The sequence below is a fragment of the Anoxynatronum sibiricum genome, from assembly GCF_039414295.1.
In the GTDB taxonomy this organism is placed as follows: domain Bacteria; phylum Bacillota; class Clostridia; order Peptostreptococcales; family Tindalliaceae; genus Anoxynatronum; species Anoxynatronum sibiricum.
The window spans coordinates 169,896-196,212 of sequence record NZ_JBCITM010000006.1 but is presented as its reverse complement, the minus strand read 5'-3'; the positions used below and the strand labels follow the sequence as shown (position 1 = coordinate 196,212).

The window sequence follows — 26,317 nt, the reverse complement described above, 5'->3', positions numbered from 1 at the left end:
TATTTCATAATAATGGGAAAGAAAGGTGAAGCATATGTCAAAACGTACAAAGGGCACATGCACGTATTGCGGTAAAACTTACACCAAAAACCCTATGGTGAAGCATCTTCTATCCTGTGAAGCTCGTCTTCAGGCGTGGACACATGCTGGGGAAAACCAAAAAACAGCAGGGTATTTTGTGCTGCTGATCAGTGGCACATACAGACCTCAGTATTGGTTGATTGCAGAGATAAAAGACAGTGCAAAACTAAATGACCTGGATCAGTTTTTGCGGGACATCTGGTTGGAATGCTGTGGCCACATGAGCGGATTCAAGATTGCCGGTGTCAGGTATGAAAGCCACCCCGAAGCCACCATGGGCTGGGGCATTCAAGACAAAGGCATGACAAGTAAATTGGCAAATGTCATAGCACCAGGTATGGTCTTTGAGCACGAATACGATTATGGTTCCGCCACTGCCCTTACCATAACTGTTTTAGAGCACCATACAGGTCAGACGAAAAAAGAGAAAGTTGCTGTTTTGGCAAGAAATCACCCAGTTCAATATTCCTGCGATGAGTGTGAAAAGAATACGGCTATAATGATTTGCCTGGAGTGTGCCTACGATGGGTATGGGTTTCTTTGTGACGATTGTCGAGAGGACCATGAATGTGGCGAGGAACTGTTATCACCGCTTTATAATTCTCCCAGGAGCGGAGTGTGTGGGTATGAGGGAAGCGTTAAATACCCGGACTGACTAATTCATGGTTCAGGACGGAGGTAATTTAACCACTATAATCTTTAGAAGATTACGAAGGTCGGTTACAATGCACTTTCTGGTTGGGTGGGTGTAATTGTCGAACTTGATTTTCGGTTTTACTGTTGGTTTGCCATTATCTATTTGTTCAAAAAGGATTGCCATTCCAGTCGAGAACATTAAAGGTGAGGAGTTAAACAATGATAATAAGCGCAAGCAGAAGAACGGACATACCAAAATACTATAGCGAGTGGCTGGTCAATCGCATCAAAGAAGGTTATGTCGATGTTCGCAACCCGATGTTTGCGTCTCAGGTTAGCCGCTATAGCCTGAGCCCTGAAGTTGTAGACGGGATTGTCTTTTGGACAAAAGATCCGGCTCCGATGTTAAAAAGACTGGATGCCTTTTCTGAATACAGCTATTACTTTCAATTCTCTCTCACCCCATATGGGAAAGACATAGAGGGTAATCTCCCTGATAAACATGAGCTGATAAATACGTTCCAGGAACTATCGTCGAGAATCGGGAGTGATAGGGTCAACTGGAGGTATGACCCAATAATGCTGAACACCAAGTATTCGATGGAGTACCTAATCCGCGCATTTGGGAAAATTGCGACTAAGTTGAACGGCTACACAAAAAAGGTCACCATTAGCTTTATCGACGAGTACAATTTTGGGGGCAGAAGTGTATATACTTCGCTTCAAACTGAAGAGATTGTTGTAGCGCAGCAAAACCTGCTTGCCGAGAAAATCTCTGAAATCGCTGGCGACAACGGCATGTCTGTTGATACATGTGCAGAAAAGATTGATTTGCAGAAATACGGGATTGAGCATGCGCGTTGCGTGGATGGTAGAATATTTGAGAGGCTGAACGGATGCAAGCTCTCACGGCTTAAGACAAGATATGAAGAGCTGGCAAAGGACGCTGCCCAAAGAAAAGGGTGTCATTGTGTTGACAGTATCGATATTGGTTGGCCAAATACTTGCTTAAATGGATGCAAATATTGCTATGCAACATCAAGCAAAACCGAGCTTGAACAAAACATCAAGAAATACAACTCCAACAGTTCTCTGCTCTGCGGCGAGATTGACCAACAGAATGACCGACTCACCGACCATCGAGGCCGTGGAGACGAGCGCGACCGCTCTTTTAAGTTTGGCACTACTACAGAACAGCTATCACTTGATGTGTAGATTGCCTCAGAAATGGATGATAACATGACAATATACGAACGGGAAGTCAAAAATCTTATCACACCATCATTTGATGGGATAAGAAACATTGCCTATAAACAGTTGATGGCAAATTTCTCGCGTCAAGAAATCAATGGTTTTTACTATAAGTTGGAACGAGGCACTGTAGTTATTGGGCGTGAAGAACTGCTATGGTGTTACCTTTATTCATTTGGTAACAAACATCAGGCAAAAATTTGCGCTGCTCTCAATACAATAAAAAAACTGAAAGAAATTGTATGTGCTGAATATTCGATTATCGACTGGGGAAGTGGTCAAGGATTAGCTACAATTTGCATGTTCGATTATCTGCAGAAACAAGGCGCTCCCAACGCTGTTAAAAAAATTGTATTGATAGAGCCATCGGAGTTGGCGCTAAATAATGCCGTTCTACATACAAGTATATATGGCGTCGAAGAAATTGTATCAGTCAATAAGTACCTTGATGATGTAACTGTCGAGGACATTAAAACGGATACTCCAGTAACGATTCACTTATTCTCAAACATTCTTGACGTTGAAGGCTTTAGTCTCAAACAACTGGCGCAAACGATTGGCGCAAGTGCTAGCGGAAAGCATTATTTTATTTGCGTCAGCCCTTTATACTCAAACAACCATCGAATCGAAGCGTTCTACAAATATTTTGCCGAATCGGACACCATAGCGTATATCGAAGAAAGCGGAAACGAAATCACTGTTTTAGCTAGCGAACAGTTCGACAATACAGCTGAACAGAACTTTACCATGCAACTGCTGATATTTAAGTACGTCAGCGGGAAGAGTTACATAATACAAATTGAATATTACCCGCCTGTTCAGTTCTTTGGTGGTGCTGAATTGGATTGTATAAAAAAAAGAAGGCGGAGCTTCTCAAAAGAAGATGCTATGCGATGGAGCAATATGATGGCTTTTGAAGTTGCCGCACCATTTGACTTAGGTGCAAGCGTGTATGACGACGTTCACCCAATACTGGCGGTGCTGAACAATATTGTCACGCGAGGTTTGCCAACAAGAACAAGCCCATATATAGAAGATGTGTTTTCCTGTTTTGGGAATGAGCTGATTTATGATGAGCTTGGCGGCGTTGAATATGCTAGCGTGCTTTCTGATAATGAGCAAGTGAGGATGGCGCAGTATTATTCCCCTATTGGGGTCGTTCGCATTCAAAAAACCGTACTGGAAGCATTGATGACAGGCGTTCTTTCAATAGAACAAGAATCGTGGGATGTTCTTGTCAGAGAAAGGGATGTACCGTGCGCTGCAATGGCTTTTGTTGACCTGAAGAACATGTTTGGCCATATTACCTCTTTGAGTAAGGACTATCAAGCTATGAAACTGCCAGAAGTGAGACTGACCATCATCTGTGGCGATGAGTGGGTTGATTCTCCACTGCACGTGGGCATGGAAGCGCAATCGATAATAAGCGAACCGACTAGGAACGCAACCTACGATATTGTTGTAGATGTGACTGTTGCATCAAAAACAGATGGCGGCGTTAACCCCTTCAGCGAGTTTAAATGCAAGAACAACTGCTATTTCACGATTAGATCAGTAGAAAAGATTAGCAGCAAACGATATATCTATACATCAGATACTATTGACTATCTTGCGTTAGGCGTTAAAAATAAGTTTGGAGAACTCCAAGAATCTAACAATACGAAAGAGCACCTGGCATACTTCCTAAAACTGCTGTTCAGAAAGAAAGGCTTCAGACCGGGGCAAATTTCCATATTAGACCGTGCTTTGCAAAACAAAAATGTAATCGGCTTACTACCGACTGGGGGAGGTAAGTCTTTGACATATCAATTTGCGGCTATGATGCAACCTGGCGTGACCGTTGTAATAGACCCACTACGCTCCCTCATGAAAGACCAGTACGATGGATTACGCAACATGGGGATTGACACTTGCTCTTTCATCAACTCCACATTGGAAGCGAAAGAAAGAGATAGACGCGAAAAGCAGTTGGAATCATCGGAACTCCAATTTATTTTTCTATCGCCGGAACGGCTATGCATTTACAAATTTAGAGAAAAACTAAAGACCATGCATGACATGCATGTATATTTTTCATATGGGGTTATCGACGAGGTTCACTGCGTGTCAGAGTGGGGCCACGATTTTAGGTTTTCATACCTTCATCTAGGACGTAATTTGTACAACTATGTTTGGGCAAAGGATGAGAGCAAGCGCCTGACGCTATTCGGTTTAACAGCAACGGCGTCTTTTGATGTGCTTTCAGATGTTGAGCGTGAACTGTCTGGAAAAGGAGCTTACCCACTTGACGCCGAAACAATAGTCCGTTATGAAAACACAGACAGGCTTGAACTCCATTATAAGATTGAGCGAGTTCCTGTCGATTACCCAGGCGATCAATACTATGATAAGAATAGCCGACTTGACAGAGATTTGCCCGTTGCAGTTAACATCAGTGATAAATGGGCAGCTTATAAAAGCAAAGAGACTATTTTGCCTGCTTATATAAGAAGCATTCCAAGCAGTATCGCCGAATTGCAAAGCAGCAGTAGCATAGAGCGTATAAAGGCCGCGTTTGCAGAAAGGCAGAACATAGACGATGCGTTTGATTGTGTAGCTCTCATAAGCGATATTCCTGAAGACATATTTGCCAAACGCGACACATATGAACAGGCAGGGATAGTCTTTTGTCCGCACCGAAAAAATACAGGCATTTCGGTGGGTGCAAATGCAAGCGCACTTTCAGGCAGTATCAGAGACGTTGGAACTTTTACCGGTGGATCTGATGACGAGCAAGACGATAAGCAGTCGTTTGATAGTTTCGATCGGTTCAGAAATAACGAACTCCCGTTAATGATTGCAACAAAAGCCTTTGGCATGGGCATTGATAAACCAAACGTACGCTTCACGGTAAACATGAATTACCCCAGTTCTTTGGAGAGCTTTGTACAAGAAGCTGGGCGTGCCGGGCGTGACAGAAGAATCGCACTGGCGACGATCCTGTTCTCAGATTATAGGCTGGTACGCATAAGCAAAAGATATGATAATAAAGATTTTCCGTTGGCACTACTCAGAGATAAATGGTTCAAGGAAGATGACCTGCGGTCAGTCCTCGGACATTACGGCATTGAAATAGAGCCAACTTTCTTTGATATATTTACGCCAGAACATGACTTAGTTAAGATTACTTGCACCAGAAGCAACAAGATGTTCGCATTCCAAGAATGTAGTGAAGACGGCTGTGATGATTTTGTAGGCTGCAAATTGAGATCGATACCCAAGGAAGCAAGAGGCTTTCACTATTATGCTGACCTTGAAACTGTTCTTACAGATGCTGGTATGGAAGTGCCTCAGAAGGACTTGCAGTATTTGAATCCAGATTACGATACCGTAATATATTTTTACAACAACAATTTTAAAGGTGACCTTGTAGAGAAAAAAAACATGCACAGATTACTAAGCCAGTCTGTTGTTGAGGTATTTATTGGCGATAGCGCTGAACATAAACCAGCCGAAACAGTGAAAACCAGCAACTTGCTCGAAAAAGTCTTGTCGGCCGATGTGGGCACTGAGATTGTCGCTTTCATAACATATAGCGATGACGATGATGCGCCTAATAATTACTCGGATGTAGCTAAAGCGATATACCGCATGTGCTGCATTGAACTGATTGATGACTTTACTCAGGATTACGCTAGGAAGAGATTTAGAGTCGTTATTACACGCAAACCCGATGGAACCTACTATGATGGTCTGAAGAATTTTTTGATGCGATATTATTCTGCAGGACGCGCTGCAGATCTTCTTAAGGATGTTCCGAACTATAAAGGTCAGAATGAAATACACAAGTGTCTGGGATATCTAACGGAGTTCATCTATAGCAAAATAGCTGTCAAACGGAAGCGAGCCATTGATGATATGCGCCTATTCTGCATTCAAGGTCTTGACGACACCAAGGATTGGAAAGAGGTAAGTGAAGATCTAAAAGACTTCATATACTACTACTTTAATTCGAAGTATGCAAATATTGATTATGTGTCAGACACTGGCGAACCGTTCTCACTTACCGTAGATACTGATAGGGGCAAAGTGAGTTCTTTTGCTATTGTCGAAAAGTACATGAGAGTGATAGACGATGACCTGGTTGGTGGCGGTGGCACACCAATGGATAACCTTAAGCACCTCCAAGGTGCTGTCCGGTTAATAAGGCGCGCATTGACTGACAACAATCCAGCATTGGTATTATTGAACTTTTTTTGCCTGGTTCACTTGGGTATTAATAATAACGTAACTTTAGAAAATGAACTTCTTGAAGATTACCAGCAAGGATTGCTAGGATTTGCTGATAGGGCAGAGTCTAAAGAAGATTACTGGCACTTCTTCGAATCCTTTCATGTGGCGATTTGGAGCCATCCCCAACAGTATGATTTATCCAAGCTTTCGGGTTTGAAAGAAGAGGTAATTGCTAAAGCACATCTCGCAGTTTTGCGAGGATTGAAAAATAAATACTGCCAACAGGAGCTCGAAAGGGGTTAAGTATGAGCAACAATCAAATAATAGAAATGAGCAAGGTAATAGGACAAATTGAAGACGAGCTTCGTGACATCAAATCTGCAAAAGAGCAGGCAGAAGCTGTTGTAGGTTCAAACAAGGCGCTGAGCGACTCTCTCCAGGCGTTGTTTGAAACCGCAAATAACGTGGCAAAAGTGTTGGAGACCAACACACGGCAAATAATTGCTGACATAAGTAATAAACTTGAGCTGCTTAATATTCAAGCATCTGATATTGACAAATATGCTCGGCAAGGTGTTATAAAAATCAGTGAGCAATCCACTCTGGCACAGTCAAAAATGGAGGAGGAGCTTGGAAATTTAGTGCAGAAACTAATTGGCACCATTTCCACGTCTACGAACCAGAGCTTAGAAGCTGTTGGAAATGAGCTTGCCGAACACCGTGTTTTGGTTCATGAGGCTGCAAAAAAACTGACAGATTCAACCTCGGACGTAATTGTAAAACAGGAAGGGCAAATCACTGAAATTGGCAATTTGGTCGCTTGTATCCAGGAAAGACAATATGTTCTGGACTCGAAAATTGAAGAATTGAGACAATTAGATATTATGCGCCTTTTCGATGAAATAAGTGAGAGTCGTAGAATTGAATCAGATAATGCAGCGGCCAATAAAGACTGGACAAATTCAATCTCAGAGACGCTTGTAAAACAGGAAGGGCAAATCGCTGAAATTGGAAAGTTGATGAATTCTATCCAGGAAAGACAATATGCTTTAGATTCGAAAATTGAAGAAATGAGACAAATGGATATCATGCGCATTTTCGATGAAATAAATGAGATCCGTACAATGGAGTCGGATAATGCAGCGGTTAATAAAAAGTGGAAAATAGCCGAGTTTGGTGCTTTTGGAATATGCATTGTATTAGGAGTTAGCATACTCATCAGGTTGCTTGTTATGTGAGCAATGGACACACAGCAAGGTAAATACTAATTTCTTGGCTGAGTTCGAAAACCAAGTTTTTGAGGAAAACAAAAAAGAACTATAGTTTGGGTGGAAGTAGCCCTGACCTTTCGGGGATACGGAGTTCGCCAGGGACGAGAGCTATAGTTTGTGTAACCTGCATTTCTTCAATATATGAAAAGCCTTTGAAGATGTCCAGTCAATTGCCCAATGGAAATTCACTTAGAGAAAACCATAGCCGGGTATGGTGCTGTTAGAATAAAATAAGGACACATTAAAATGAGTCTTTCCGATGTCAAAGATATAATGATATGACAAAGGAGATGATATAAATGGGAACAAACAGAAAGCAACACTACTGCGGTGAATATAAGCAATCCGCCGTGAACTATGTGATGACATCAAGCAAAAGCATTGAAGAAGCAGCCAAAGACCTGAAAATCGCCAAATATATTCTGAGCAAAGGGGCTTTTCAAGTTCGCTGGGGACGGAGGTAATCAAGTTCGGATGGCATGATGGGGACGGAGGTGCTGTAACCTTCCATCCGGGAGAATGACTTAAAGCTGGTGCAGGAAGCGGTAGGGGCGGGACATTATTCTGATCACCAGTGATTGCATCGGAATAGGCTGACTCACTTTACAATTCTGACCAAATGGACAACCGACTCCATCACTTGATTCCAATGAACCTCAGCCGCATAATCAAATTTTTGCTGATAACGATGCCACAAGTCAATCATTCCAGGATCATCAGCAATTTCACTCACAATCAGCTCTGCATTGCGTAGTAATGGTAGTGAACTGCGTTTATTGCTGGTATATGTGAAAGTTTCGCTAAAAAAGCACTATAAAAGCACCTCCAAGTATTGACGGACCATTTTTTCCACCGAGAACAGTTTTGCATAACGCATCAGCAATGGAATATTCTTATCCCTTAGATGAACATAGGTTTTTACTGCATCCTGCAAAGCTTGGATTTCAATGTTTCGCCTGCTGCGGAACAAATCGCAAATGGTTCGTTCGGCGTTGTAGGTTCGAACTGTGTGCCCCGAGGGTGAGATAGTTTCAATAATACCTTGGTCGAAGAGGGCTTCTTTCACTTTATAAACCTTGATGCCTTCTTTGGATAGTCTCGCTGAGTTGGTGCCAGTTCGCAAAGTAACAGAAAAGGGAGATGGTTCCCGATTTGCCAGGTTTAATAAATAGAGGGCTGTCTCATGGGAAAATACCGATTCCGGGTAGCGCACTTGGATCACGAACAAGCTATCTTCCCAGGCGTCTTGTGACATGTAAAGGCCATGCGCGACACGCTCCAGACCGTTTTTACGCACAAAATCACCCAGAACTGTCCTTGAAATACCTGAGGAGACAGCATCTGAGGTTTTAAGAAATCCCTTGTTCTTCTTGAGCAAGTAACTAAGTTTTTCAACGCTGGTCATAACATCACCTTACTTTCACGCCCTAATTATAAACGATGTGGGCGCGAAAATAAACAATGCAACAACAAAGCGCACTAAAATGACCCGGGAACAATCGAGACGGAGGTAATGCAACCTCCATTTCATTGACATCTGGCACTGGCAGGTATACCAGAAACGGAGGTTCGAGAATATCATAATCAGTTTAGCATATGGGAGGGATGATCATGGAAGAGAGAGAAAAATTATTGGATAATTGGAGACAGAAACAACAAAGTGGTCAACTCAAATATGTTCTAACACGGGCTCTTAGAACCGCCAGCACTGGGTTGGCGGGTGTTGTCGCTGCAAGTCTGTTTCTATACAATTCCCCCAGTGCATACTCTTTCAGGCATTATGTGCCAACGTATCTAGTGATATTCTTAGGAGTATTCTTGATTGCAACGCTGACCTATACATATCAATGGTACAGAGACGAAAAGACGTTCAAGGAGTAATTTAGATGCTGACCATTAAGTGTGCCAGATGCAAAGCAAAGCTTTTCAAATATCAAAAAATAGGAAGCGGTCACGTATTGAAATGCCACAAATCTAGAATGAAGCGAGTTCATCAGTTGGAAAAAAATTCTCAGATGTACCTTTGTACGTGTGGAAGTATTATTGGAAAAGACGAAGGAAGCCACATTAAAATGATCCGCACTGCTTTCACCTACACCGGCACCAAAGAGTAAACGGGTACTCTCAAAGACCATCAAGAGAAAACAAAATGTGGTACCTCATGAAACACCAATACCCGAGGTATGATGGGGTCGGGTATGATGGGGTCGGAGGTGCTGTAACCTTGGTGCTGTAATCTTTAGTTTGCAACGGCGGTATGCTCGAGCATGCAGAATGTCGGATGAGATATTGTGTCTCTTAAAGTCTGAATTTCCTGATGCAGGGCTCACAAGGCGGCGAACACTATATGGGCTTGCAGTTAGATCAACTTGGAGAGGCGGTTACTTATGAACAATTTCACAAAGGATAATAAGGTCAGCAGAAGAAGGGGTTCAGTGTTTGCAAGGATTGTGATGCTAAGTATCATACTGCAGGTAATGGCTTTGGTTATGACTCCCAACTCATTTGCGGAACCAGTGGTGCCAGGCGCACCGACGAACGTAACAGCCGTCGCCGGGAATACTGAAGCCACCATCAGCTTTACAGCACCAGCTTCAAATGGAGGAGCCGCCATCACAGGCTACACCGTCACATCGAATCCCGGGGGACTAACAGGTTCAGGCGCAGCCAGTCCCATAACAGTTACAGGACTGTCAAATGGTACGACCTATACCTTTACCGTCACAGCCACAAACAGTGCAGGCACAGGAGCTGCTTCACCTGCCTCAAACAGTGTAACACTAAGAGCGATACAGATGATTACCTTTAATAATCCCGGGGCCCAAAACTTTGGGACAACCCCAACGCTTACCGCCACAGCGGATTCAGGACTAACTGTCCACTTTAGCAGCAGTACTCCAGGTGTTGCCACCATTACATCCGGAGGAGTGCTAACCTTTATTACAGCGGGCACAGCAACCATAAATGCAAACCAGCCAGGCAATGCTTCGTATTTACCAGCTACAGAAGTGAGTCGAAGTTTTACAGTTAATCCAGTTGCACCAGGCGCACCGACGGCTGTAACAGCCGACGCCGGGGATACTGAAGCGACCATCAGTTTTACAGCACCAGCTTCAAATGGAGGAGCCGCTATCACAGGCTACACCGTCACATCGAATCCGGAGGGACTAACAGCTATAGGCACAGCCAGTCCCATAACCGTTATGGGACTGACAAATGGTCAGGCCTATACATTTACCGTCACAGCCACAAACATGGCAGGCACAGGCGCTGCTTCATTTGCCTCAAACAGTGTGGCACCAAGATTGATACAGATGATTACCTTTAATAATCCCGGGGCCCAAAACTTTGGGACAACCCCAACGCTTACCGCAACATCCACCTCGGGACTACCTGTCTATTTTAGCAGCAGCACCCCAGCTGTTGCCACCATTACATCTGGAGGAGCGTTAACCTTTCTCACAGCGGGTACAGCAACCATTCATGCAAACCAGGCAGGCAATGCTTCGTATTTGCCAGCTGCAGAAGTGAGTCGAAGTTTTGCAGTGAATGCAGTGGTGCCAGGTGCACCGACGGCTGTAACAGCCTTCGCCGGGGATACTGAAGCCATCATCAGCTTTACTGCACCAGCATCAAATGGAGGATCCGCTATTACAGGCTACACCGTTACATCAAACCCGGGGGGACTAACCGCTTCAGGCACAGCCAGTCCCGTAACAGTTACAGGACTGACAAATGACACGGCCTATACCTTTACCGTTGCAGCCACAAACGGTGCCGGCACAGGCGCTGCTTCGCCTGCCTCAAACAGTGTGACACCCATTCATATTGTGACAGATTCAGAGCGAGTTGATCATGATTATGATGCCCTTGTCATTGGGTACTCAGGGACTGACACCTCGGTAGGCGTTACACGAAACATTACCCTATTGGAAGCGGGCAATAATGGGACATCCATTGTGTGGCATTCGAATAATCCTGAAATCATTAGTGCCCGAGGGGTAGTGACAAGACCCACAGGTGCTAATGTGCAGGTGATATTAACCGCCACTCTTACTAAAAATGACGCCACTCGAACAAAATCATTTACAGTTACGGTTCTCAAGCAGCCTTCAAACTCCGGTAATACTGGTGGGACTGGAGGAAGCGAAGATAGCAGCAGTGATTCCAGCCAACCCACTCAAACATCGGCACCAGCATTCAATGAAGCGTCAAAGATAGCCGGTGTGATCGTGAATGGCGAAGCCATGAATGTAGGAACCCAAACAGTTACTAAAGTAGATGGCAAAACAGAAATGACACTGGTGCTTCATACAGAAGAGATGTTCAAACTGGTTGAGGCAGCAACAAAAGAGAACCAGGGCAGTAATGAAGTGGTTGTGCCTGTAGGAAAGCTGGAAGACGTTATAAAGGTCATTTTATCAGGTGAGACCGTTAAAGAACTGGAAAAGAATCATTTTATGTTGTCTGTGAAGGAAGAAACGATTGAATACAGGCTGGATGTCAAAGCACTCACTGTGGATCAAGTAGCTGCGTTGTTGGGTGTCAAGACAGAATCCCTTAAGGATATTGAAATAGAAGTTACCTTTACAAAATTATCAATGGAAGAAAAGGAAGCGTTGAAAAATGAATTGCAGGCACAAGGGCATGAATTAATCTTTGAACCAGTAGCTTTCAATATTTCAGCCAGAACAACCAATCAGGAAGGTGAAGTAGAAGAAGTGACACTAAACCGATTCAGCACCTATGTTGAACGGATCATGGAAATACCGGCAGAGATAGATCCCAACAAGGTGACAACAGGGATCGTTATAAATTCAGATGGTTCATATGCCCATGTTCCAACGGAGGTATTTGAAAAAGAGGGCAAGTGGTATGCAAAACTTCAATCATTAACAAACTCAGCCTATTCTGCCATATGGAATCTCGTGGAGGTTCATTCAGTGCAGGATCATTGGTCAAAAGAACATGTCAATGATATGGCGGCAAGACTGGTGCTGCTGGATCATGAGAGCTTCTTACCAGATAAAGCAGTAACACGAGCAGAGTTTGCAGCTTATATGGTGCGGGCCCTGGGGTTGTACAGAGAAGGGCTGCCAGTGGTGAATAAGTTTACTGACATCGCGGCAAACAAAGATTATTCAAGTATCCTCATAGCAAATGAGTGGAAAATCATTCAAGGTTATCCTGACGGGGCGTTTAAGCCAGATGCCACCATCACCAGAGAAGAAGCAATGGTCATGTATTCAAAAGCCATGGATTTAGTCAAAATCCAGGAAAATAAAGCAGGCAGATTGGCTGCTTACACGGATGCATATAGCGTGTCCAATTGGGCAGCTGTGCACGTTGGCAGAGTGTTAGACGCTGACATATTTAAGGGCAGGCAAAATGGTACGTTAGATCCCAAAGGCACATTAACCCATGCAGAATCGCTAACAGCGATCAGAAATCTTCTTGTTGAAGCAGCATTGATTAACCACTAGCAGCATGGTTTCGTTGTAACAGAAAATCATTAACTAAAGCGGTTCGGCATGGAATTGGAAAAAAGATTCTCAGATGTACCATTGTACTGCAGAAATATCATTGCCGGGTGACATTCTGGAGATCGCCGATATCCTTCTCATGGATCAGGACGACCTGGTGCGAAAGGGGTACGGATGGATGCTGAAGGCCGCCAGCGAAGCACATCAGCAGGAGATCCATGATTACGTCATGAAAAGGAAGACCGAGATGCCACGAACCTCACTGAGGTATGCCATTGAAAAAATGCCTAAAGAACTGAAAGCCGCTGCGATGGAGAAACAATGAAAAAGCAGGCCAAACCTGATTAATCAAAAGCTTCCCTGGTGACATGGTTGTCAAAAATGTGATCAGGGAATTTTTTTTGCACATCTATTGACTTTAACGTTGCGTCATCCTTTATCATGTACCTATGATCATGAGTTGGCAGGAAAGTCCGGACGCTTTACCAGAAGACAGAAGGAAGGGATCAACAAAATGGAATACAGTATCAACCAGCTGGCAAAACTGGCAGGAGTCAGTACCCGAACACTGCGCTATTACGACGAAGTTCAGCTGTTATCACCCAAGAGAACCAGCAGCAATGGGTACCGGGTCTATGGACAACAGGAAGTTGACCTGCTCCAGCAAATTCTGTTTTATCGGGAACTGGGCATGCCCCTTGATGAAATCAAGAATATCATCAGTTCCAAAGACTACGATGCCGTTACATCGCTGCAAAGTCATCTGGCAGCCCTGAAAGAAAAAAAGCAGCAGATGGAGCGGCTCATTGCCAATGTGGAAAAAACCATTGCCGCATCGAAAGGAGAAATAACCATGAGTGACAAAGAAAAATTTGAAGGCTTTAAACAGCAAATGATTGAAGACAATGAGAAGCAGTACGGCGCAGAAATCCGTGAAACGTATGGTGACGCCGTTGTTGACGCCAGCAATGCCAAAATGATGGGATTAACAGCGGAAGCATACGAGGCAACACAGGCGTTGTCCCAGCAAATTAACCAATCACTAAAGGCGGCCTTTGAGCAGGGCGACCCTTCCAGTGAAGCGGCTCAGGCGGTATGCGCCCTGCACCAACAATGGCTGGGACATTTCTGGAACCACTACTCAAAGGAAGCGCATCTCAGTCTGGCCCAGACCTATGTGGACGACCCCCGGTTCAAAAAGTACTATGATGACATTGCAGAAGGGTGCGCCGTATTTTTAAGAGACGCCCTGCAAATTTACTGTCAATAAGCGTGATAAACAATTAAAGCCCCTTTTTTTGGGTAGTACAACTATGGCAAATAGGTTGCCTTGTACCTGCATCATCATTTGGCTACTCATGAAAGGGGTAATGAAGTTTATGAAGCGAAAAATCGCAGCTCTGTTTTTGGTGACAATGATGGTTTTTGTCAGCTTCACCAGTGTGTATGCTCTTTCTTATACCGTGGTGAAAGGTGACACCCTGTGGGATCTGGGTATCACGTACGGTGTTGATTGGAATGAAATCGCGGAACTCAACGGGGTGCGTGACGTCAGAAAACTTCAAATTGGCACCACCTTGAACATTCCAGTACCCGGCGAACCTGCTCCGGCACTGGAAACTGAGCCAGCTGACCAACTCGACCCGCCCATTACAGAAGTCATCGTGGAAGAGCCAGAGGAGGCAGCGTACATGGAATACAATGTGTCGCTTCCCAATGGCGATTACCAGATACCGGGCATCGTGACATTGCCCGTGGGTGAAGGGCCTTTCCCCGCCGTGGTGATGCTTCACGGCACCGGCTCAGAAAAGAACGAAGCAGGAGGCGGCTATATCCTCACCGCTCCAGCGCTGGCAGAAGCTGGCATTGCCAGCATTCGCATTGACTTCATCGGTACGGGTGACAGTCAGGTGGATTATATTGAATACAATTTCGACACCGCCGTTTCAGATGCCAATGCCGCTTTCGACTACCTGGCAAACCTTCAGGAAGTCGATGCCACCCGCATCGGTGTCATGGGCTGGAGCCAGGGTGGTACCATTGCCATGCTGGCCGCCGCCCACAACCGGTCCTTCCAGTCAGTGGTGACATGGGCAGGTGCGCCTGACATGACCATTGCCGGTTCTGAAGAAGAATATGAAGCTGCCAAAGCAGATGGTTTCTTCCTCCGGGAATTTGGCTGGAGAAGCCCCTTGCGCGTCAGCCTCCAATGGTTTGACGATGTTTACAACACAGATGTGCTGGAGGTGTTCAGTTATTCCGATGCTCCGGTACTGGCCATCAATGGAAGTGAAGACACTGTTGTTGACCCCGTTAACGCTGCCCTGATTGTGGAAGCCTCATCCAACCCCGTTTCCCGACAGTTGATTTTGGAAGGGGCTGACCACACTTTCAATATCTTTACCGGCGACATGACAGCTTTTGACCAGCTCATCGACGCCACCGTCAACTGGTTTGCTGCCACCCTGCAACCAGCGTACACCACGGAAGAAATCAGCATCATGAACGGTGACCGCATGGTACCCGCCACTGTGGTGATACCTGCGGGAGCCGGCCCATTCCCTGCAGTGGTGATGAACCATGGGCATGGCGGCAGCAGACAGGAAAACAGCGGATTTGGTGGTGTGGCAGAAGCCCTGGCCAATCGTGGTATTGCCACCATTCGCATGGACTTCCCCGGTTGTGGCGACAGCACGCAACCCTTCACTGAAAACTATCTCTCCAATATGATTTCTGATTCCAATGCCAGCCTGGCCTACCTGCTGGACAATTACCCCATTGACTCCCAGCGTCTGGGGATCATGGGTTACAGCATGGGCGGCAGAATCGCGCTGCACATTGGCAGCGAAGATAATCAGCCTTATCAGGCCATGGGGCTCTTGGCACCCTCTGCCGACTGGGGTCAGGAAATGATGGTCAGCTTCCTGGGTGGAGAGGATGCATTCGACGAACTCTACACAGAAGCTCAAAGCGAAAAAGGGTATGCCGACTTCACCACCCAGTGGGGACAGGTGCAGCAGCTGAGCCTTAACTGGTTTGAAGAAATGATTGCCTCCCGCCCACTGGAAAACATCACCAACTACGACGGTGCCATGTTGGTGGTTTTCGGCGACCAGGATGATGTGGTTCGGGCTGGTGTTAACCAGGCAGTGGCAGAAGCCTATGCAGCCGCAGAGATCATTGTCGTACCCAACGCTGATCATGGCTATGGTTTTTACAGCAACCAGCCGGATGTGACAGCAGCCGTGGAAGACTCGCTGGCAGATTTCTTTTCCAAAGCGCTGAAGTAAAATACAGACACTCAATCGCCAATAGACGACCCCGACAACATTCCCAAAACCGGATGTGGTCAGGGTCGTTTTTTATGCAATACATGCGTCGCGCACCTTCACTGTTTTCAGTCATCATCAAAAAACGGAGGTATGCAATGTGGGATTTAATGTGGGAGGAAATGTCAGACTAAAGGGGATCTGCTCCGTAGACATTTTTGAAATTTTATGGCACACAGTTATTCAAGCACTCTGGAACAAGTGGTGAAAAGGTGGTAACAGAATTTCTATTAAGCAGTACTTCTATAAAAATGAAGGAATATTCTCACTGATGACGCATAAAACCTGTATAATGGTTTGTAAGAGGTTTTTCGCCTATTTGTGGCAGCAATACACGATTAACACCCTTTGCCCAGATACCTTGGCAAAATAACGGGAGGTGACACCCCGTCACGGGTTAACTGAAAAACGATGTATTTGCGGTGTTGAAGAGCGCTGGTTCGATGAGAAGCATAGAGTCTGATTGATAAAATGTTGGAAGAGTAAAGACAAAAGGCTTTGCAGTGTGACAGAAAGAAGTCGATATTACCGAACCAAGGTTCGCGAATACCTACTGAAATGGGAGATAAAGCGAACTGAGTGGCGGGAATAAGACGTTCTCCGAAACCATATGCAAAGACCACAGCGTCCTGCCGCAGATTGTGTAAGAAGATTTTAAGAGCTTTGTTTTTCTGATTTGTATTATATTGTGAGGCAAGTATGATTTATATTATATGGTTTTAGAGAGGCTTAACTGAAGTAATATCTTTATGCAAAATGCGGTAACAGGCAAAGTCGTGGTCGCGTACAGTATAAGCGTAGTCTGCAGTACGTTTCTTGAGCAGTTTTAATCTATTAACGGAGGCCAGTTACTGGAGGGATAGTGGATGATAAACGGGATTAATCATATCACTTTTGCAATTACGGATTTAGAAAGATCTCTGGATTTTTATGTGAATTTGCTTGGACTTAGAATCGTGGGAAAATGGGATGAGGGAGCATATTTACTGGCTGGGAATCAGTGGATTGCTTTAAATGTTGATAAAGAGAGAGTTGCAGAGCCAAGGGGAGATAATACACATATTTCATTCAATGTCTTGTCTTCAGATTTCCAAAGATTAAAAGAAAAACTTGAAAGTGCCGGGGTAAAATCATTTAAAGAAAACTCGTCAGAGGGAGAATCATTCTATTTTCTTGATCCAGACGGGCATAAGTTGGAATTGCACTATAATACCTTGGAGGATCGATTGAAATGGGCCAGAGAGAACAACTGGTCGTCATTTACGTTGATGTAGGAAAAGGCAAGGGAGTGTAAGTTCGACATAACCATCACTTCTTGAACAGTTTCAGCAGCGCACCTATTCGAAGTGTCAATATGAATTCTTAAAGCATTGCCCCATTATGGTATCGTTTAGGAGCTGAACCATCATGCCCATCAAGTTCGTCGCCATCGACTTCGAAACAGCCAATAACAGAAGAAACAGCGCCTGCGCCCTTGGCATGGTGATCTATGACAACGGCGAATGCATTCGAAAAAGCTGGCTCATTAAACCGGAACCTCTGGAATTTAATCCCTTTAATATCCAGATCCATGGCATCACACCACAAATGGTGAACAACGCTCCCACTTTTAAAGAATTGTGGCATGAAGTGAGTGACATACTGGAATCCAAAATTGTCGTGGCCCACAACGCCTCTTTTGACATGGGAGTACTTCGTTGCTCCCTGGATCAGTACAACCTTAAGTATCCTGCCGTCGACTACCTTTGCACTCTAAAGCTGGCACGCAAAGCACTTCCCGAACTGATAAACCACAAGCTTCCCACAGTGGCACATCATATTGGGTTTCGTTTCAAGCATCACGACGCCCTTGAAGACGCCCAGGCGGCGGCTGAGGTGTTGTTATGCCTGATGCATGAACGGCAACAGGATTCCATAGTAGATATGGCCAGAGGCTATGGCGTTGGTTTGGGCAAAATTCGTTCTGAATAGATAAGCAATCCATATCAAATGGAAGATCAATACCTTCAGAGTAGTTGATTTATGGTGAATCACAAGGGATTACCAATCACTAAACAGAAAAGAGTTGAATGATATGGAACTGATTGTTTACCAGGTAGATTCATTCTCCAAGAATTTATTCGAAGGAAATCCTGCCGGAGTGGTAGTGAACGCTGATACACTTACTGAAAACCAAATGCAGCAAATCGCACGAGAGATGAACAATTCTGAAACAGCCTTTATTATCAACGACAAAACAAAAGAGTATGACATTGAAGTGCGCTTTTTTACCCCCACAAAGGAAGTGCCCATTTGCGGACATGCAACAATCGCTGCACATTATGTCTATGCATTGGAAAAGGGGATCACCAACGGTACCATCATTCAAAAAACGAAAGCAGGCATCCTACCGGTGGAAATTGTCAGCGATGGTGACGATCAGCGAATTGTGATGACCCAGGCGGGCATCGAATATGGAAATATTCTTCTGAAAGACGAAAAAGCGAAGCTGTTGAAAGGACTGGGCATTAGGGAATCTGATATTGGCAACGAATTGCCCATTCAAATTGTATCAACCGGCCATTCCAAAGTGATGGTTCCAATCAAAACGAAAGCAACCCTTGATTCAATAAAAATCGATCCCAGTATGTTAACAGAGTTAAGTGCTGATATAGGCTGTAATGGGTACTACGCTTTTACCTTTGATTCAGAAGAAGATGGTGTTCTTGTTAGTGGGAGGATGTTTGCACCTGCCATCGGGATTAACGAAGATCCGGTCACTGGAAATGCCAATGGGCCATTAGGTGCCTATTTGACACATTATGGCAAAATAGAAAAAAGGGAAGATGGATACACCTTTGAAATAAAACAGGGTGAGGCAATGAACCGCAAAGGTTATATGAAGGTGCATGTTTTTAGCAATAAGGAAGAGGTTGAGTTGGTTAAGATCAGTGGCAATGCATGTGTTGTGTTCAAGACGAGTATTAATCTTTAGTTGATCTCCGAGATAAACCAGCAATATGAACTGTTACAAGTGAGGCCAAGGAGAGATAAGCCACAATGAACAAAAAGCGAGTCAGGAAATTGACTGACAGGGTCTGGATGATTGTTGGCAGCAACCGGGGAATCCAGCCCAATGTAGGCATTATTAACAATGGAACTCAGACAGTTTTGATAGATTGCGGCAATGGCCCTGTCTGGGGAAAATTTATACAGGAAGTGCTGACTTCCATGAAAGCGCCCCCTGTGTCGCATATCATCTATACTCATCACCACTGGGATCATGTTTTTGGTGCCATGTCTTTTGATGCCCCCATTATTGCCCACGAAAAATGCTTGGACTACCTGAAGGTGGAAGCTCAAAAGCCCTGGAGCGCTGAATTTCTAAAGCAGGAAGCAGCCAAATACCCACAGAACAAGACCAGTCATGATGTAAAAATGCGAGCGGTTCATAACTGGGACGATTTTCACATTCGGCTTCCACAAACAACTTTTCGGGAACGCATGGTGATAGAGCTGGCAGATGGACGACTGTTGTTGGAGAGCACCAATAGCCTACACTCGGAGGATTCCATTTTAATTTATGATGAACATGATCAGGTGATGTTTACGGGAGATGCCTTCTACCCGCCGCCGTACCATGAACGGAAAACGCACCGAGAGGATGTGTCAGCGGTAACGCAAAATGGATTTTCTAAAATAGTGCTCAGACAAATGTTAGCTTATGATTTCAACACAGTAATCCATGGCCATGGCATGCCTCTGAAGCGACATGATGTCATTCGTGAGCTGCGGGATTAAGCAGAAGAATTCAACAGGTGATCCCATCTGCGACACTGGTGCAATCTGCAAAAATAGCCGCATTAAAAAAGCAAGGTGTTCAAATCATTGGATGTGACGTGGGATCACCGGGGACGGAGGGTGTGCAACCTGCTTCAGCATGTTGTTCAATGATTTGAAAAAGCGGATGAGCAGTGAAGAATGAGAACGTTAGTGAATGATTGTCTTAGTGCACATCCGTAGATAAATATGCAATAAATAATATCATCATACAACGAGGAGGTTACGCATGAAAAAAGTATTATTCGGAGGAATGCTTTTTATTGGAGGGTCAATCATGTATTCTGTTGGGGTATTAGGTTTTGCAGATGTATCTATACAAGCAGGGTATATGCAAGTACCACAATACGCTGGTTTGTTAGCTATGGTTGCTGGTAATGTCTTGGGGATTTTTGGCTTAAAAAAGGATTAGCAAGACTAATGAGCATAATCTGCATTTGTAACTAAGACTCACTTTTCTTATTTTGCATGGCACATAGCTCAAGAGAAAAGTTTAAGGGGCTCCCATCCATGGTCGTCTCTGAATCTGGGGGGAATGGTCCATCGCCTAACAGCGAATTTCCAAAATCTGAGATAATATGAATATAGTAACCAGACTTCGGGAACTCGCAGGACGTTATAAAATCGCGCGCAAAGACCGGAGCATCATGTGCCGGATAACCATGGGTAATGTTTTGGGGAGAATACTTAATGAAAACTATACAAAAATGCAATTATTGGACTACATAATGCGGCACAAAATGTCGAGAACACTAATTGTTTAAATGGTATGATTGAACCGGGAGTGAGAAGATGGATTGGATTAAGCAGCTGAATGAGGCAATAAGTTACATAGAGGAAAACCTTACAGGTGAAATATCCTATGAAGCAATATCAAAAATTGCAGGATGTTCTGTTTATAATTTTCAGAGAATGTTTTCGTATATAGCAGATAAACCATTGTCTGAATATATACGGAACAGGCGTTTAACTATGGCGGCTTTTGATTTAATGAACAGCAAAGAAAGAATAATTGATATTTCACTAAAATATGGGTACGAATCTCAAGATTCATTTTCCCGGGCATTTAGAAGCTTTCACGGTGTACTGCCTTCCGGTGTCAGAAATAAAATAGTTCAATTAAAATCTTGTCCAAAACTCTCCTTTCAAATAAACATTCAAGGAGAAAATCATATGAACTATCAAATTGAGCAGTGGCCTGAGTTTAAGGTAATGGGAATATTACACAAAGTTAAAACATCAACGGCACTTGATGTCATTCCCCAAATATGGAAAAATGCATGGAAAGACGGGACGATGAAGAGGTTTGTAGAGAACTTCCCTGACTATAGACCTGCCGGATTTTTAGGAATTGCAGAAGGAGGAAAATGGGGAGATTCGGAAGAAATGAATTATATAATAGGTGTAACAAGCCATGTTGATGTACCTGAATGCATACACATTCATGCATTTGAAGGAATGAAGGAGTTTTCTTACCCTATTGCAACTTGGGCAATTTTTGAAGCCAACGGAGAGTTGCCCAGTGCGACACAGAAGGTTTACAAGCAGTTTTATACTGAATGGCTTCCCAGCTCAGGATATGAACTGGCAGACCTGCCGGTTATAGAGTGTTATATGCAGGAAAATCGTCAGGAGGTTTGGATTGCAGTGGTCAAAAAGTAGATAAAAGAGGGGTAAACTATGAATTATTCATTTAAGTCAGGCTACTACAAAGAAGGTAATAGGACGTTTATAAAAATACCTTTTAATGTTTGGGAAGTTTGTGGTAAAAAAGGGAATCTACCGGCTAAAGTTGTTATTGATGAGGCAGCTTTTGAATGCAAGCTTATCCCAAAAGGGAAGGGTGAGTATGCCATTCCGATTAATAAGGATGTTTTTAATAAATTAGATACAGGAAGTGCGTTCGATGTTAATTTCACACTATTAGAACAACTCGCAAGAATAAATCATGACAGTCCGTATAACGAAGAGAATCCAATAAGAAATATTGATAGCATAAGCTACTTGAAACAACCTAGTGACGGTTATTGTGGACAGGCATGCCTTGCAATGCTTGCTGGAGTTTCTGTTGATGAGGTAGTGAGAATAATGAAAAGCAGGAAATGGCAGGCAAGCATAAGCAAAGTGCTAGAAACCCTTGATTATTTTGGTTTTTCATATAGGAAGCCTGTTTATACTCAAGGCAAGAAAGTACAGTTTCCAAAGTGTTGCATAATAAATGTTAGAAGTTGCCCCAAAAACCACCTTTTAGTATATTTTAATGGAACTTTTTATGACCCAACCTTTGGGATTGCTAATGATTATCAATATGAGAATATTATTAATTATATCGAGATTATAGCAGCTCAATAGTGTATGAAGAAAGCCATTGCCGGCTTCGCTATGCTCCGCCCCCAAGCTTTTCGCGGGGAGACAAGCTCCGCCAGGGGGGAAGGGATCCGCTGGTCCAGTGCAGTGACGTTGCAAACATGCAGATGTTATCGGAAAGATGAGGTAAAGGCCGCGACATCGTGTGGTGGATTGTTGGAGAAGGGCTTTGGAGTTTTGATTGATGCGCTTGAGCTTGATTTTATGTACTTTTGATTTTGTGTACGAATGTGATTAAGCATAGATCTTGATAGCGGGGGGGATAATTTGAGCAGATCGAAAACAAGTTCAGCAATTATAATATCAATAGGTGCCATAATGATCATCTTTATCGGTGTAATAGCGTATGCTATGGTAACGGATGATTCATTTTCATCGCCATTTAACAAAATGAATCAAAGTGATTTTAAAAACTTTGAGGAGATGGGCAATCAACTATTCCTTCTATATGATGATGGGTACTTAACGGTCGGTGAGGTATTGGGGACTGCTGATTATCACACAAAGAAACCAAAAGTTGAAAGCATTGTGTCAAAGTATAAGCGTGAAATTATAGCAATATATTTGGTTGATAAAGACGTTGTATTAATCTCATTCGGTGCTGTATTCCAAAGCGTTGATGGAATTGCAATAAGACGAAATAATGCAGAATTGAAAAACACATATGAAGGAACTGGCTTTGATGAAGGAACCTTGAATTATTCTGAACTTTTAGAAAATGTTTTTCATTTTAGTGCAGGGTTATAAGGAGACGCGAGGGACGAAGGAGACGCGAGGGACGGAGGTAATGTAACTTACGGAACTGGTATACCCCTTGACGAAATCAACAACATCATCAGTTCCAAAGACTATGAAGCCGTTACATTGGAAGGTATGGCGACCGGCATGGGCGCAGTCTAATTTAGTTGTCTTTTTTCTTGACAGAAGATCAGGTGTCCAACTACAAAACACGACTACGTATGTTCGCCGAAACTGAGTCCACCACAGCTACCACTGCCAGGATAAGGATAAGGGTCATGGTCATTTCCTGATAGCGGAACAAGCGCATGCTGGTCATGAGCTCAAAACCGATTCCTCCTGCCCCAACAATTCCCAAGATGGTGGAAGAACGGAAATTCATCTCCCAACGAAACAGTGCAAGGGAAATAAATTCAGGAAGGATTTGAGGGATGACAGCATAGGAGATGGCTTGAATCTTGTTGGCACCAGTAGCCCGAAGCGCTTCAAGAGATCCTGGGTCAATATTCTCAATAGAGTCGCCGAGAAATTTTCCAAGCATCCCACTGGAACTGACTCCAATGGCCAGTGTGCCGGGAAAAGGGCCGAGGCCAACGGCCGAAACAAAAATGACAGCAAAGATCACATCTGGAACAGTGCGCAAAGAGTTTAGGATCAGTCGACTGCCATGATAGAGTATGGGGCTGGGTGATATATTTTGCGCAGCACAGATGCCGAGGGGTATAGACAACAGAATGGCAATCAAAGTGCCAACAATAGACATTTGAACTGTTTCAATGGTGGGTTTAACTAATCGCGGCACAATACTCAGTTTTGGTGGGAACATACGACTGATGATGTCAATAATCCCATCGATGCCCTCTTGTATTCGGTATAGATTAAAGTTTGTTCCCTGGAAGCTCCATAGAAGCACAGCACAAAAAAAGCCGAAAAAGCCCAGCCATTTTAGAAGATTTTTACCATCTTTTTTAATGGGAAATACCAGCGTCCACTTACTGCGTTTTTTGTCGGTGTGCGTTGTCATAGGCACCTTCCCTTTCCTCATGTGAGTGGTTTTCGCTGTAAATCAACTTAAGGTCGTCTCTTGTTACTTCGGGGGTCAACTGATCAAACACAATATGCCCTCCCTTTAAACCGATAATTCGTTTCCCATACTTCTTAGCAAGATCGACCTGATGCAAACTCATCAACAAAGTGATATTCTCCAATGCATTAATCTTGTGTAACAGCTCCATGATTTCTTCCGATGAGTAGGGATCAAGACTTGCAACAGGTTCGTCAGCCAAAATAAGCTTGGGTTTTTGGGCTAAGGCCCTGGCAATACCTACACGTTGCTGCTGCCCACCGCTCAACTGATCACTTCGTGTAAGCGCTTTATCCTCAAGGCCAACTTTTTCGATACAGGTCAAAGCCCACTCCACTTCTTCTTTTGGAAAAAGGCGAAGACTGCTGGGGATACTACTGTTATATGCCAGACGACCACAAAGAACGTTTTCCAAAACTGATAGTCGCTTGATGATGTTGAACTGCTGAAAGATCATGCCAATATCTTTTCGTAAGCGGGTAAGTTTATTACGCTCTAAGACGGATTGGTTTTCAAAAATAATATCGCCACTATCAATGGGAACCAACCCGTTAATACATCGGAGCAAAGTAGACTTTCCTGCTCCACTTAAACCCAAAAGCACTGCAAATTCACCCTTGCATAAGTCTAAATCAATATTTTTTAGCGCTTGAACTTTATTTTTGTAAGTTTTGTTCACACCCTTGGCATGTAGCATCTCCAATGCCTCCTTTGCTTAAAGAGAAATAAGAAATCCTTATCTTCATGAAAAAGATAAGGATTAATCGGAAAAATACGCTGGTAAATCAACTATACATGAACCATGGACATTCTACAAATCTAAATCAATCAGTTTGGAAGCCTCTCGCAACGTATCGAACAGAGCGTCGTCTGCTTCCTCGAAGCGCAGGTGTCTGCTGCCAAAGACTTCCAAATTTGCTTGCACGTCTTCGTCAGGCATATTGAAAATGGCATGCCGGATAGCTTCCTTTAAACCTTCATCTAAACTTCTGCGGTAAGCCAAAGGACCGCCAGGGAAGGGATCAGAGACTGCAATGATACGTAGTTCTTCTTCGTCTATTCTTTCTGCCTCAACCCCTCTTTCAAACATGTGTCTGACAATGGCGGCGCCATCAACATGCTTGTTTTTAACAGCTTCAGCACAAGCGTCATGACCTCCTACAAATACCATTGACTCAAGATCAGCGTCGGGGTCTAAACCGGCATCCACCATTTGATGTCGGGGAATCAGGTGTCCGCCTGTGGAAGCAGGGTCAACAAAAGCAAAGGTTTTGCCTTTTAGATCTGCTATTTCGTAAATGTCGCTGTCTGCATGGACAATGATATACGACTCGTAAAACACGCCTAACTCACTGTCATAGGAAAGGGCGAAGGCTTCGGCATCAGCAATGTCAGCCGCAAGAAGATAGGAAAGCGGCCCATACCATACCAAGTCAATTTTATTTGAACGCATAGCTTCAACAGTTGCTGTGTAATCAGAACCAACAAACAGCTCCACCTCTACACCAAGCTCTCTTTCCAGGTACTCAACAAACGGTTGGTATTGATCTCGGCGCTTTTGTTCTTCTTCTCCTGGAACTGCACCCAGGCGTAGCACTGTTTTTTCGTCTTCATCGATGCTGTCGGGACTGCATCCTACTGTTAGAAAGGCTCCCAACAAAAGGACCAGAGCCAGCAGTATAGCAAGTTTTCGATTCATTAAGTTTATCTCTCCTTCAATAATACTGTAGTTTAGCACAATACATCAAATTTATCATATCACAAGAGAGAACTGCCGTTAAATCGAAAGTATTAATGGAACGAAATGATTGCATTGATATTCTCTATATCCCAAAAGCAGGAAAGAAGAAACGCGGATACGGATTTGCTGATACCTGGGCGCACCAGAACTTTACAGGATATTACGACGCCTTCAATGCCATGAAAGGCCCCCTGAACAGGGCCTTTCCCCGCATTGGTAACGCCGGCGCAGGCAAGAGACCTGACCGGGTGGACCATTTTTGGCATTTTCATCGGTATACCACAATATGTAGCGGCGGATATTGA

The 26,317-nt window shown here is 44.0% G+C and carries 24 protein-coding genes; 20 read left to right on the top strand and 4 right to left on the bottom strand.

Going from position 1 to position 26,317, the window contains the following annotated elements; translation table 11 throughout:
- The first annotated feature begins 34 nt into the window (after positions 1-34).
- The 5 genes from AAIG11_RS08090 (at position 35) to AAIG11_RS08070 (ending at position 7,915) form a co-directional block, all read left to right on the top strand.
- On the top strand, positions 35-736 hold the full coding sequence (locus AAIG11_RS08090) for a spermatogenesis-associated protein 2 (RefSeq protein ID WP_343185734.1): 702 nt from the start codon (positions 35-37) through the stop codon (positions 734-736).
- 200 nt (positions 737-936) lie between these two features.
- Positions 937-1,932, top strand: coding sequence for a DUF1848 domain-containing protein (locus tag AAIG11_RS08085; RefSeq protein WP_343185733.1), 996 nt, complete (start codon positions 937-939; stop codon positions 1,930-1,932).
- A gap of 12 nt (positions 1,933-1,944) precedes the next feature.
- Positions 1,945-6,483: a DEAD/DEAH box helicase gene (locus AAIG11_RS08080; protein ID WP_343185732.1), complete on the top strand. Its 4,539-nt coding sequence runs from the start codon at positions 1,945-1,947 to the stop codon at positions 6,481-6,483.
- A 2-nt stretch (positions 6,484-6,485) separates the two neighbouring features.
- Positions 6,486-7,418: a hypothetical protein gene (locus AAIG11_RS08075; protein ID WP_343185731.1), complete on the top strand. Its 933-nt coding sequence runs from the start codon at positions 6,486-6,488 to the stop codon at positions 7,416-7,418.
- A gap of 332 nt (positions 7,419-7,750) precedes the next feature.
- Positions 7,751-7,915 (top strand): hypothetical protein, encoded by a 165-nt coding sequence (locus AAIG11_RS08070; protein ID WP_343185730.1) that lies wholly within the window; start codon positions 7,751-7,753, stop codon positions 7,913-7,915.
- A 347-nt stretch (positions 7,916-8,262) separates the two neighbouring features.
- Here AAIG11_RS08070 and AAIG11_RS08065 read toward each other — a convergent pair whose 3' ends face one another.
- Complete coding sequence (locus AAIG11_RS08065; protein WP_343185729.1) at positions 8,263-8,856, bottom strand: type IV toxin-antitoxin system AbiEi family antitoxin domain-containing protein; 594 nt, start codon at positions 8,854-8,856, stop codon at positions 8,263-8,265.
- Positions 8,857-9,062: 206 nt separating this feature from the next.
- On the opposite strand from AAIG11_RS08065, the gene AAIG11_RS08060 reads away from it, so the two are divergent.
- The 14 genes from AAIG11_RS08060 to AAIG11_RS07995 all read left to right on the top strand — a co-directional run bounded on the left by AAIG11_RS08060 (position 9,063) and on the right by AAIG11_RS07995 (position 23,196).
- The gene (locus AAIG11_RS08060) at positions 9,063-9,332 is read left to right on the top strand and encodes a hypothetical protein (protein WP_343185728.1); all 270 of its coding nucleotides are present in this window, start codon (positions 9,063-9,065) and stop codon (positions 9,330-9,332) included.
- Between the two features lie 98 nt (positions 9,333-9,430).
- Positions 9,431-9,565, top strand: coding sequence for a hypothetical protein (locus tag AAIG11_RS08055; RefSeq protein WP_343185727.1), 135 nt, complete (start codon positions 9,431-9,433; stop codon positions 9,563-9,565).
- 339 nt (positions 9,566-9,904) lie between these two features.
- On the top strand, positions 9,905-12,934 hold the full coding sequence (locus AAIG11_RS08050; RefSeq protein WP_343185726.1) for a fibronectin type III domain-containing protein: 3,030 nt from the start codon (positions 9,905-9,907) through the stop codon (positions 12,932-12,934).
- A gap of 73 nt (positions 12,935-13,007) precedes the next feature.
- On the top strand, positions 13,008-13,259 hold the full coding sequence (locus tag AAIG11_RS08045) for a DNA alkylation repair protein (RefSeq protein WP_343185725.1): 252 nt from the start codon (positions 13,008-13,010) through the stop codon (positions 13,257-13,259).
- A 189-nt stretch (positions 13,260-13,448) separates the two neighbouring features.
- Entirely contained in the window at positions 13,449-14,204 is a 756-nt protein-coding gene (locus AAIG11_RS08040) for a MerR family transcriptional regulator (RefSeq protein ID WP_343185724.1), read from the top strand.
- A 109-nt stretch (positions 14,205-14,313) separates the two neighbouring features.
- On the top strand, positions 14,314-16,224 hold the full coding sequence (locus AAIG11_RS08035; RefSeq protein WP_343185723.1) for an alpha/beta fold hydrolase: 1,911 nt from the start codon (positions 14,314-14,316) through the stop codon (positions 16,222-16,224).
- Positions 16,225-17,129: 905 nt separating this feature from the next.
- Complete coding sequence (locus AAIG11_RS08030) at positions 17,130-17,537, top strand: VOC family protein (RefSeq protein WP_343185722.1); 408 nt, start codon at positions 17,130-17,132, stop codon at positions 17,535-17,537.
- Between the two features lie 133 nt (positions 17,538-17,670).
- Complete coding sequence (locus AAIG11_RS08025) at positions 17,671-18,234, top strand: 3'-5' exonuclease (RefSeq protein ID WP_343185721.1); 564 nt, start codon at positions 17,671-17,673, stop codon at positions 18,232-18,234.
- Between the two features lie 103 nt (positions 18,235-18,337).
- The gene (locus AAIG11_RS08020) at positions 18,338-19,237 is read left to right on the top strand and encodes a PhzF family isomerase (protein WP_343185720.1); all 900 of its coding nucleotides are present in this window, start codon (positions 18,338-18,340) and stop codon (positions 19,235-19,237) included.
- Positions 19,238-19,302: 65 nt separating this feature from the next.
- Positions 19,303-20,043, top strand: coding sequence for an MBL fold metallo-hydrolase (locus AAIG11_RS08015; protein WP_343185719.1), 741 nt, complete (start codon positions 19,303-19,305; stop codon positions 20,041-20,043).
- 268 nt (positions 20,044-20,311) lie between these two features.
- A complete protein-coding gene (locus AAIG11_RS08010; protein ID WP_343185718.1) occupies positions 20,312-20,494 on the top strand; it encodes a hypothetical protein in 183 nt (60 codons plus the stop codon).
- Between the two features lie 380 nt (positions 20,495-20,874).
- Positions 20,875-21,744: an AraC family transcriptional regulator gene (locus AAIG11_RS08005; RefSeq protein ID WP_343185717.1), complete on the top strand. Its 870-nt coding sequence runs from the start codon at positions 20,875-20,877 to the stop codon at positions 21,742-21,744.
- A gap of 18 nt (positions 21,745-21,762) precedes the next feature.
- On the top strand, positions 21,763-22,434 hold the full coding sequence (locus AAIG11_RS08000) for a DUF1905 domain-containing protein (RefSeq protein ID WP_343185716.1): 672 nt from the start codon (positions 21,763-21,765) through the stop codon (positions 22,432-22,434).
- Between the two features lie 282 nt (positions 22,435-22,716).
- Positions 22,717-23,196, top strand: a complete 480-nt coding sequence (locus AAIG11_RS07995) for a hypothetical protein (RefSeq protein ID WP_343185715.1) — start codon at positions 22,717-22,719, stop codon at positions 23,194-23,196.
- A gap of 193 nt (positions 23,197-23,389) precedes the next feature.
- Here the strand turns inward: AAIG11_RS07995 and phnE are convergent, their stop codons facing one another.
- From phnE to AAIG11_RS07980, 3 genes are all read right to left on the bottom strand, one after another.
- Entirely contained in the window at positions 23,390-24,211 is an 822-nt protein-coding gene (gene phnE, locus AAIG11_RS07990) for a phosphonate ABC transporter, permease protein PhnE (protein WP_343185714.1), read from the bottom strand.
- Positions 24,180-24,968, bottom strand: a complete 789-nt coding sequence (phnC, locus tag AAIG11_RS07985) for a phosphonate ABC transporter ATP-binding protein (protein ID WP_343185713.1) — start codon at positions 24,966-24,968, stop codon at positions 24,180-24,182. The genes phnE and phnC overlap by 32 nt, the downstream gene beginning before the upstream one ends.
- Before the next feature lie 114 nt (positions 24,969-25,082).
- Entirely contained in the window at positions 25,083-25,970 is an 888-nt protein-coding gene (locus AAIG11_RS07980) for a phosphate/phosphite/phosphonate ABC transporter substrate-binding protein (protein WP_343185712.1), read from the bottom strand.
- 95 nt (positions 25,971-26,065) lie between these two features.
- Here AAIG11_RS07980 and AAIG11_RS07975 point away from each other — a divergent pair, with 95 nt between their 5' ends.
- Positions 26,066-26,317: a DUF6765 family protein gene (locus AAIG11_RS07975; RefSeq protein ID WP_343185711.1), complete on the top strand. Its 252-nt coding sequence runs from the start codon at positions 26,066-26,068 to the stop codon at positions 26,315-26,317.

What these genes read in the sequence shown, in the direction of transcription:
- AAIG11_RS08075 (WP_343185731.1), top strand. Translation starts at nt 6,486, where the DNA reads ATGAGCAACAATCAAATAATAGAAATGAGCAAGGTAATAGGACAAATT.
- AAIG11_RS08060 (WP_343185728.1), top strand. Translation starts at nt 9,063, where the DNA reads ATGGAAGAGAGAGAAAAATTATTGGATAATTGGAGACAGAAACAACAA.
- AAIG11_RS08010 (WP_343185718.1), top strand. Translation starts at nt 20,312, where the DNA reads ATGAAAAAAGTATTATTCGGAGGAATGCTTTTTATTGGAGGGTCAATC.
- phnC (WP_343185713.1), bottom strand. Translation starts at nt 24,968, where the DNA reads ATGCTACATGCCAAGGGTGTGAACAAAACTTACAAAAATAAAGTTCAA.
- AAIG11_RS08090 (WP_343185734.1), top strand. Translation starts at nt 35, where the DNA reads ATGTCAAAACGTACAAAGGGCACATGCACGTATTGCGGTAAAACTTAC.
- AAIG11_RS08000 (WP_343185716.1), top strand. Translation starts at nt 21,763, where the DNA reads ATGAATTATTCATTTAAGTCAGGCTACTACAAAGAAGGTAATAGGACG.
- AAIG11_RS08015 (WP_343185719.1), top strand. Translation starts at nt 19,303, where the DNA reads ATGAACAAAAAGCGAGTCAGGAAATTGACTGACAGGGTCTGGATGATT.
- AAIG11_RS08050 (WP_343185726.1), top strand. Translation starts at nt 9,905, where the DNA reads ATGCTAAGTATCATACTGCAGGTAATGGCTTTGGTTATGACTCCCAAC.
- phnE (WP_343185714.1), bottom strand. Translation starts at nt 24,211, where the DNA reads ATGACAACGCACACCGACAAAAAACGCAGTAAGTGGACGCTGGTATTT.
- AAIG11_RS07975 (WP_343185711.1), top strand. Translation starts at nt 26,066, where the DNA reads ATGGAACGAAATGATTGCATTGATATTCTCTATATCCCAAAAGCAGGA.
- AAIG11_RS08040 (WP_343185724.1), top strand. Translation starts at nt 13,449, where the DNA reads ATGGAATACAGTATCAACCAGCTGGCAAAACTGGCAGGAGTCAGTACC.
- AAIG11_RS08025 (WP_343185721.1), top strand. Translation starts at nt 17,671, where the DNA reads ATGCCCATCAAGTTCGTCGCCATCGACTTCGAAACAGCCAATAACAGA.
- AAIG11_RS08005 (WP_343185717.1), top strand. Translation starts at nt 20,875, where the DNA reads ATGGATTGGATTAAGCAGCTGAATGAGGCAATAAGTTACATAGAGGAA.
- AAIG11_RS08020 (WP_343185720.1), top strand. Translation starts at nt 18,338, where the DNA reads ATGGAACTGATTGTTTACCAGGTAGATTCATTCTCCAAGAATTTATTC.
- AAIG11_RS08080 (WP_343185732.1), top strand. Translation starts at nt 1,945, where the DNA reads ATGGATGATAACATGACAATATACGAACGGGAAGTCAAAAATCTTATC.
- AAIG11_RS08085 (WP_343185733.1), top strand. Translation starts at nt 937, where the DNA reads ATGATAATAAGCGCAAGCAGAAGAACGGACATACCAAAATACTATAGC.
- AAIG11_RS08070 (WP_343185730.1), top strand. Translation starts at nt 7,751, where the DNA reads ATGGGAACAAACAGAAAGCAACACTACTGCGGTGAATATAAGCAATCC.
- AAIG11_RS08045 (WP_343185725.1), top strand. Translation starts at nt 13,008, where the DNA reads ATGTACCATTGTACTGCAGAAATATCATTGCCGGGTGACATTCTGGAG.
- AAIG11_RS08030 (WP_343185722.1), top strand. Translation starts at nt 17,130, where the DNA reads ATGATAAACGGGATTAATCATATCACTTTTGCAATTACGGATTTAGAA.
- AAIG11_RS08055 (WP_343185727.1), top strand. Translation starts at nt 9,431, where the DNA reads ATGAAGCGAGTTCATCAGTTGGAAAAAAATTCTCAGATGTACCTTTGT.
- AAIG11_RS07980 (WP_343185712.1), bottom strand. Translation starts at nt 25,970, where the DNA reads ATGAATCGAAAACTTGCTATACTGCTGGCTCTGGTCCTTTTGTTGGGA.
- AAIG11_RS08035 (WP_343185723.1), top strand. Translation starts at nt 14,314, where the DNA reads ATGAAGCGAAAAATCGCAGCTCTGTTTTTGGTGACAATGATGGTTTTT.
- AAIG11_RS08065 (WP_343185729.1), bottom strand. Translation starts at nt 8,856, where the DNA reads ATGACCAGCGTTGAAAAACTTAGTTACTTGCTCAAGAAGAACAAGGGA.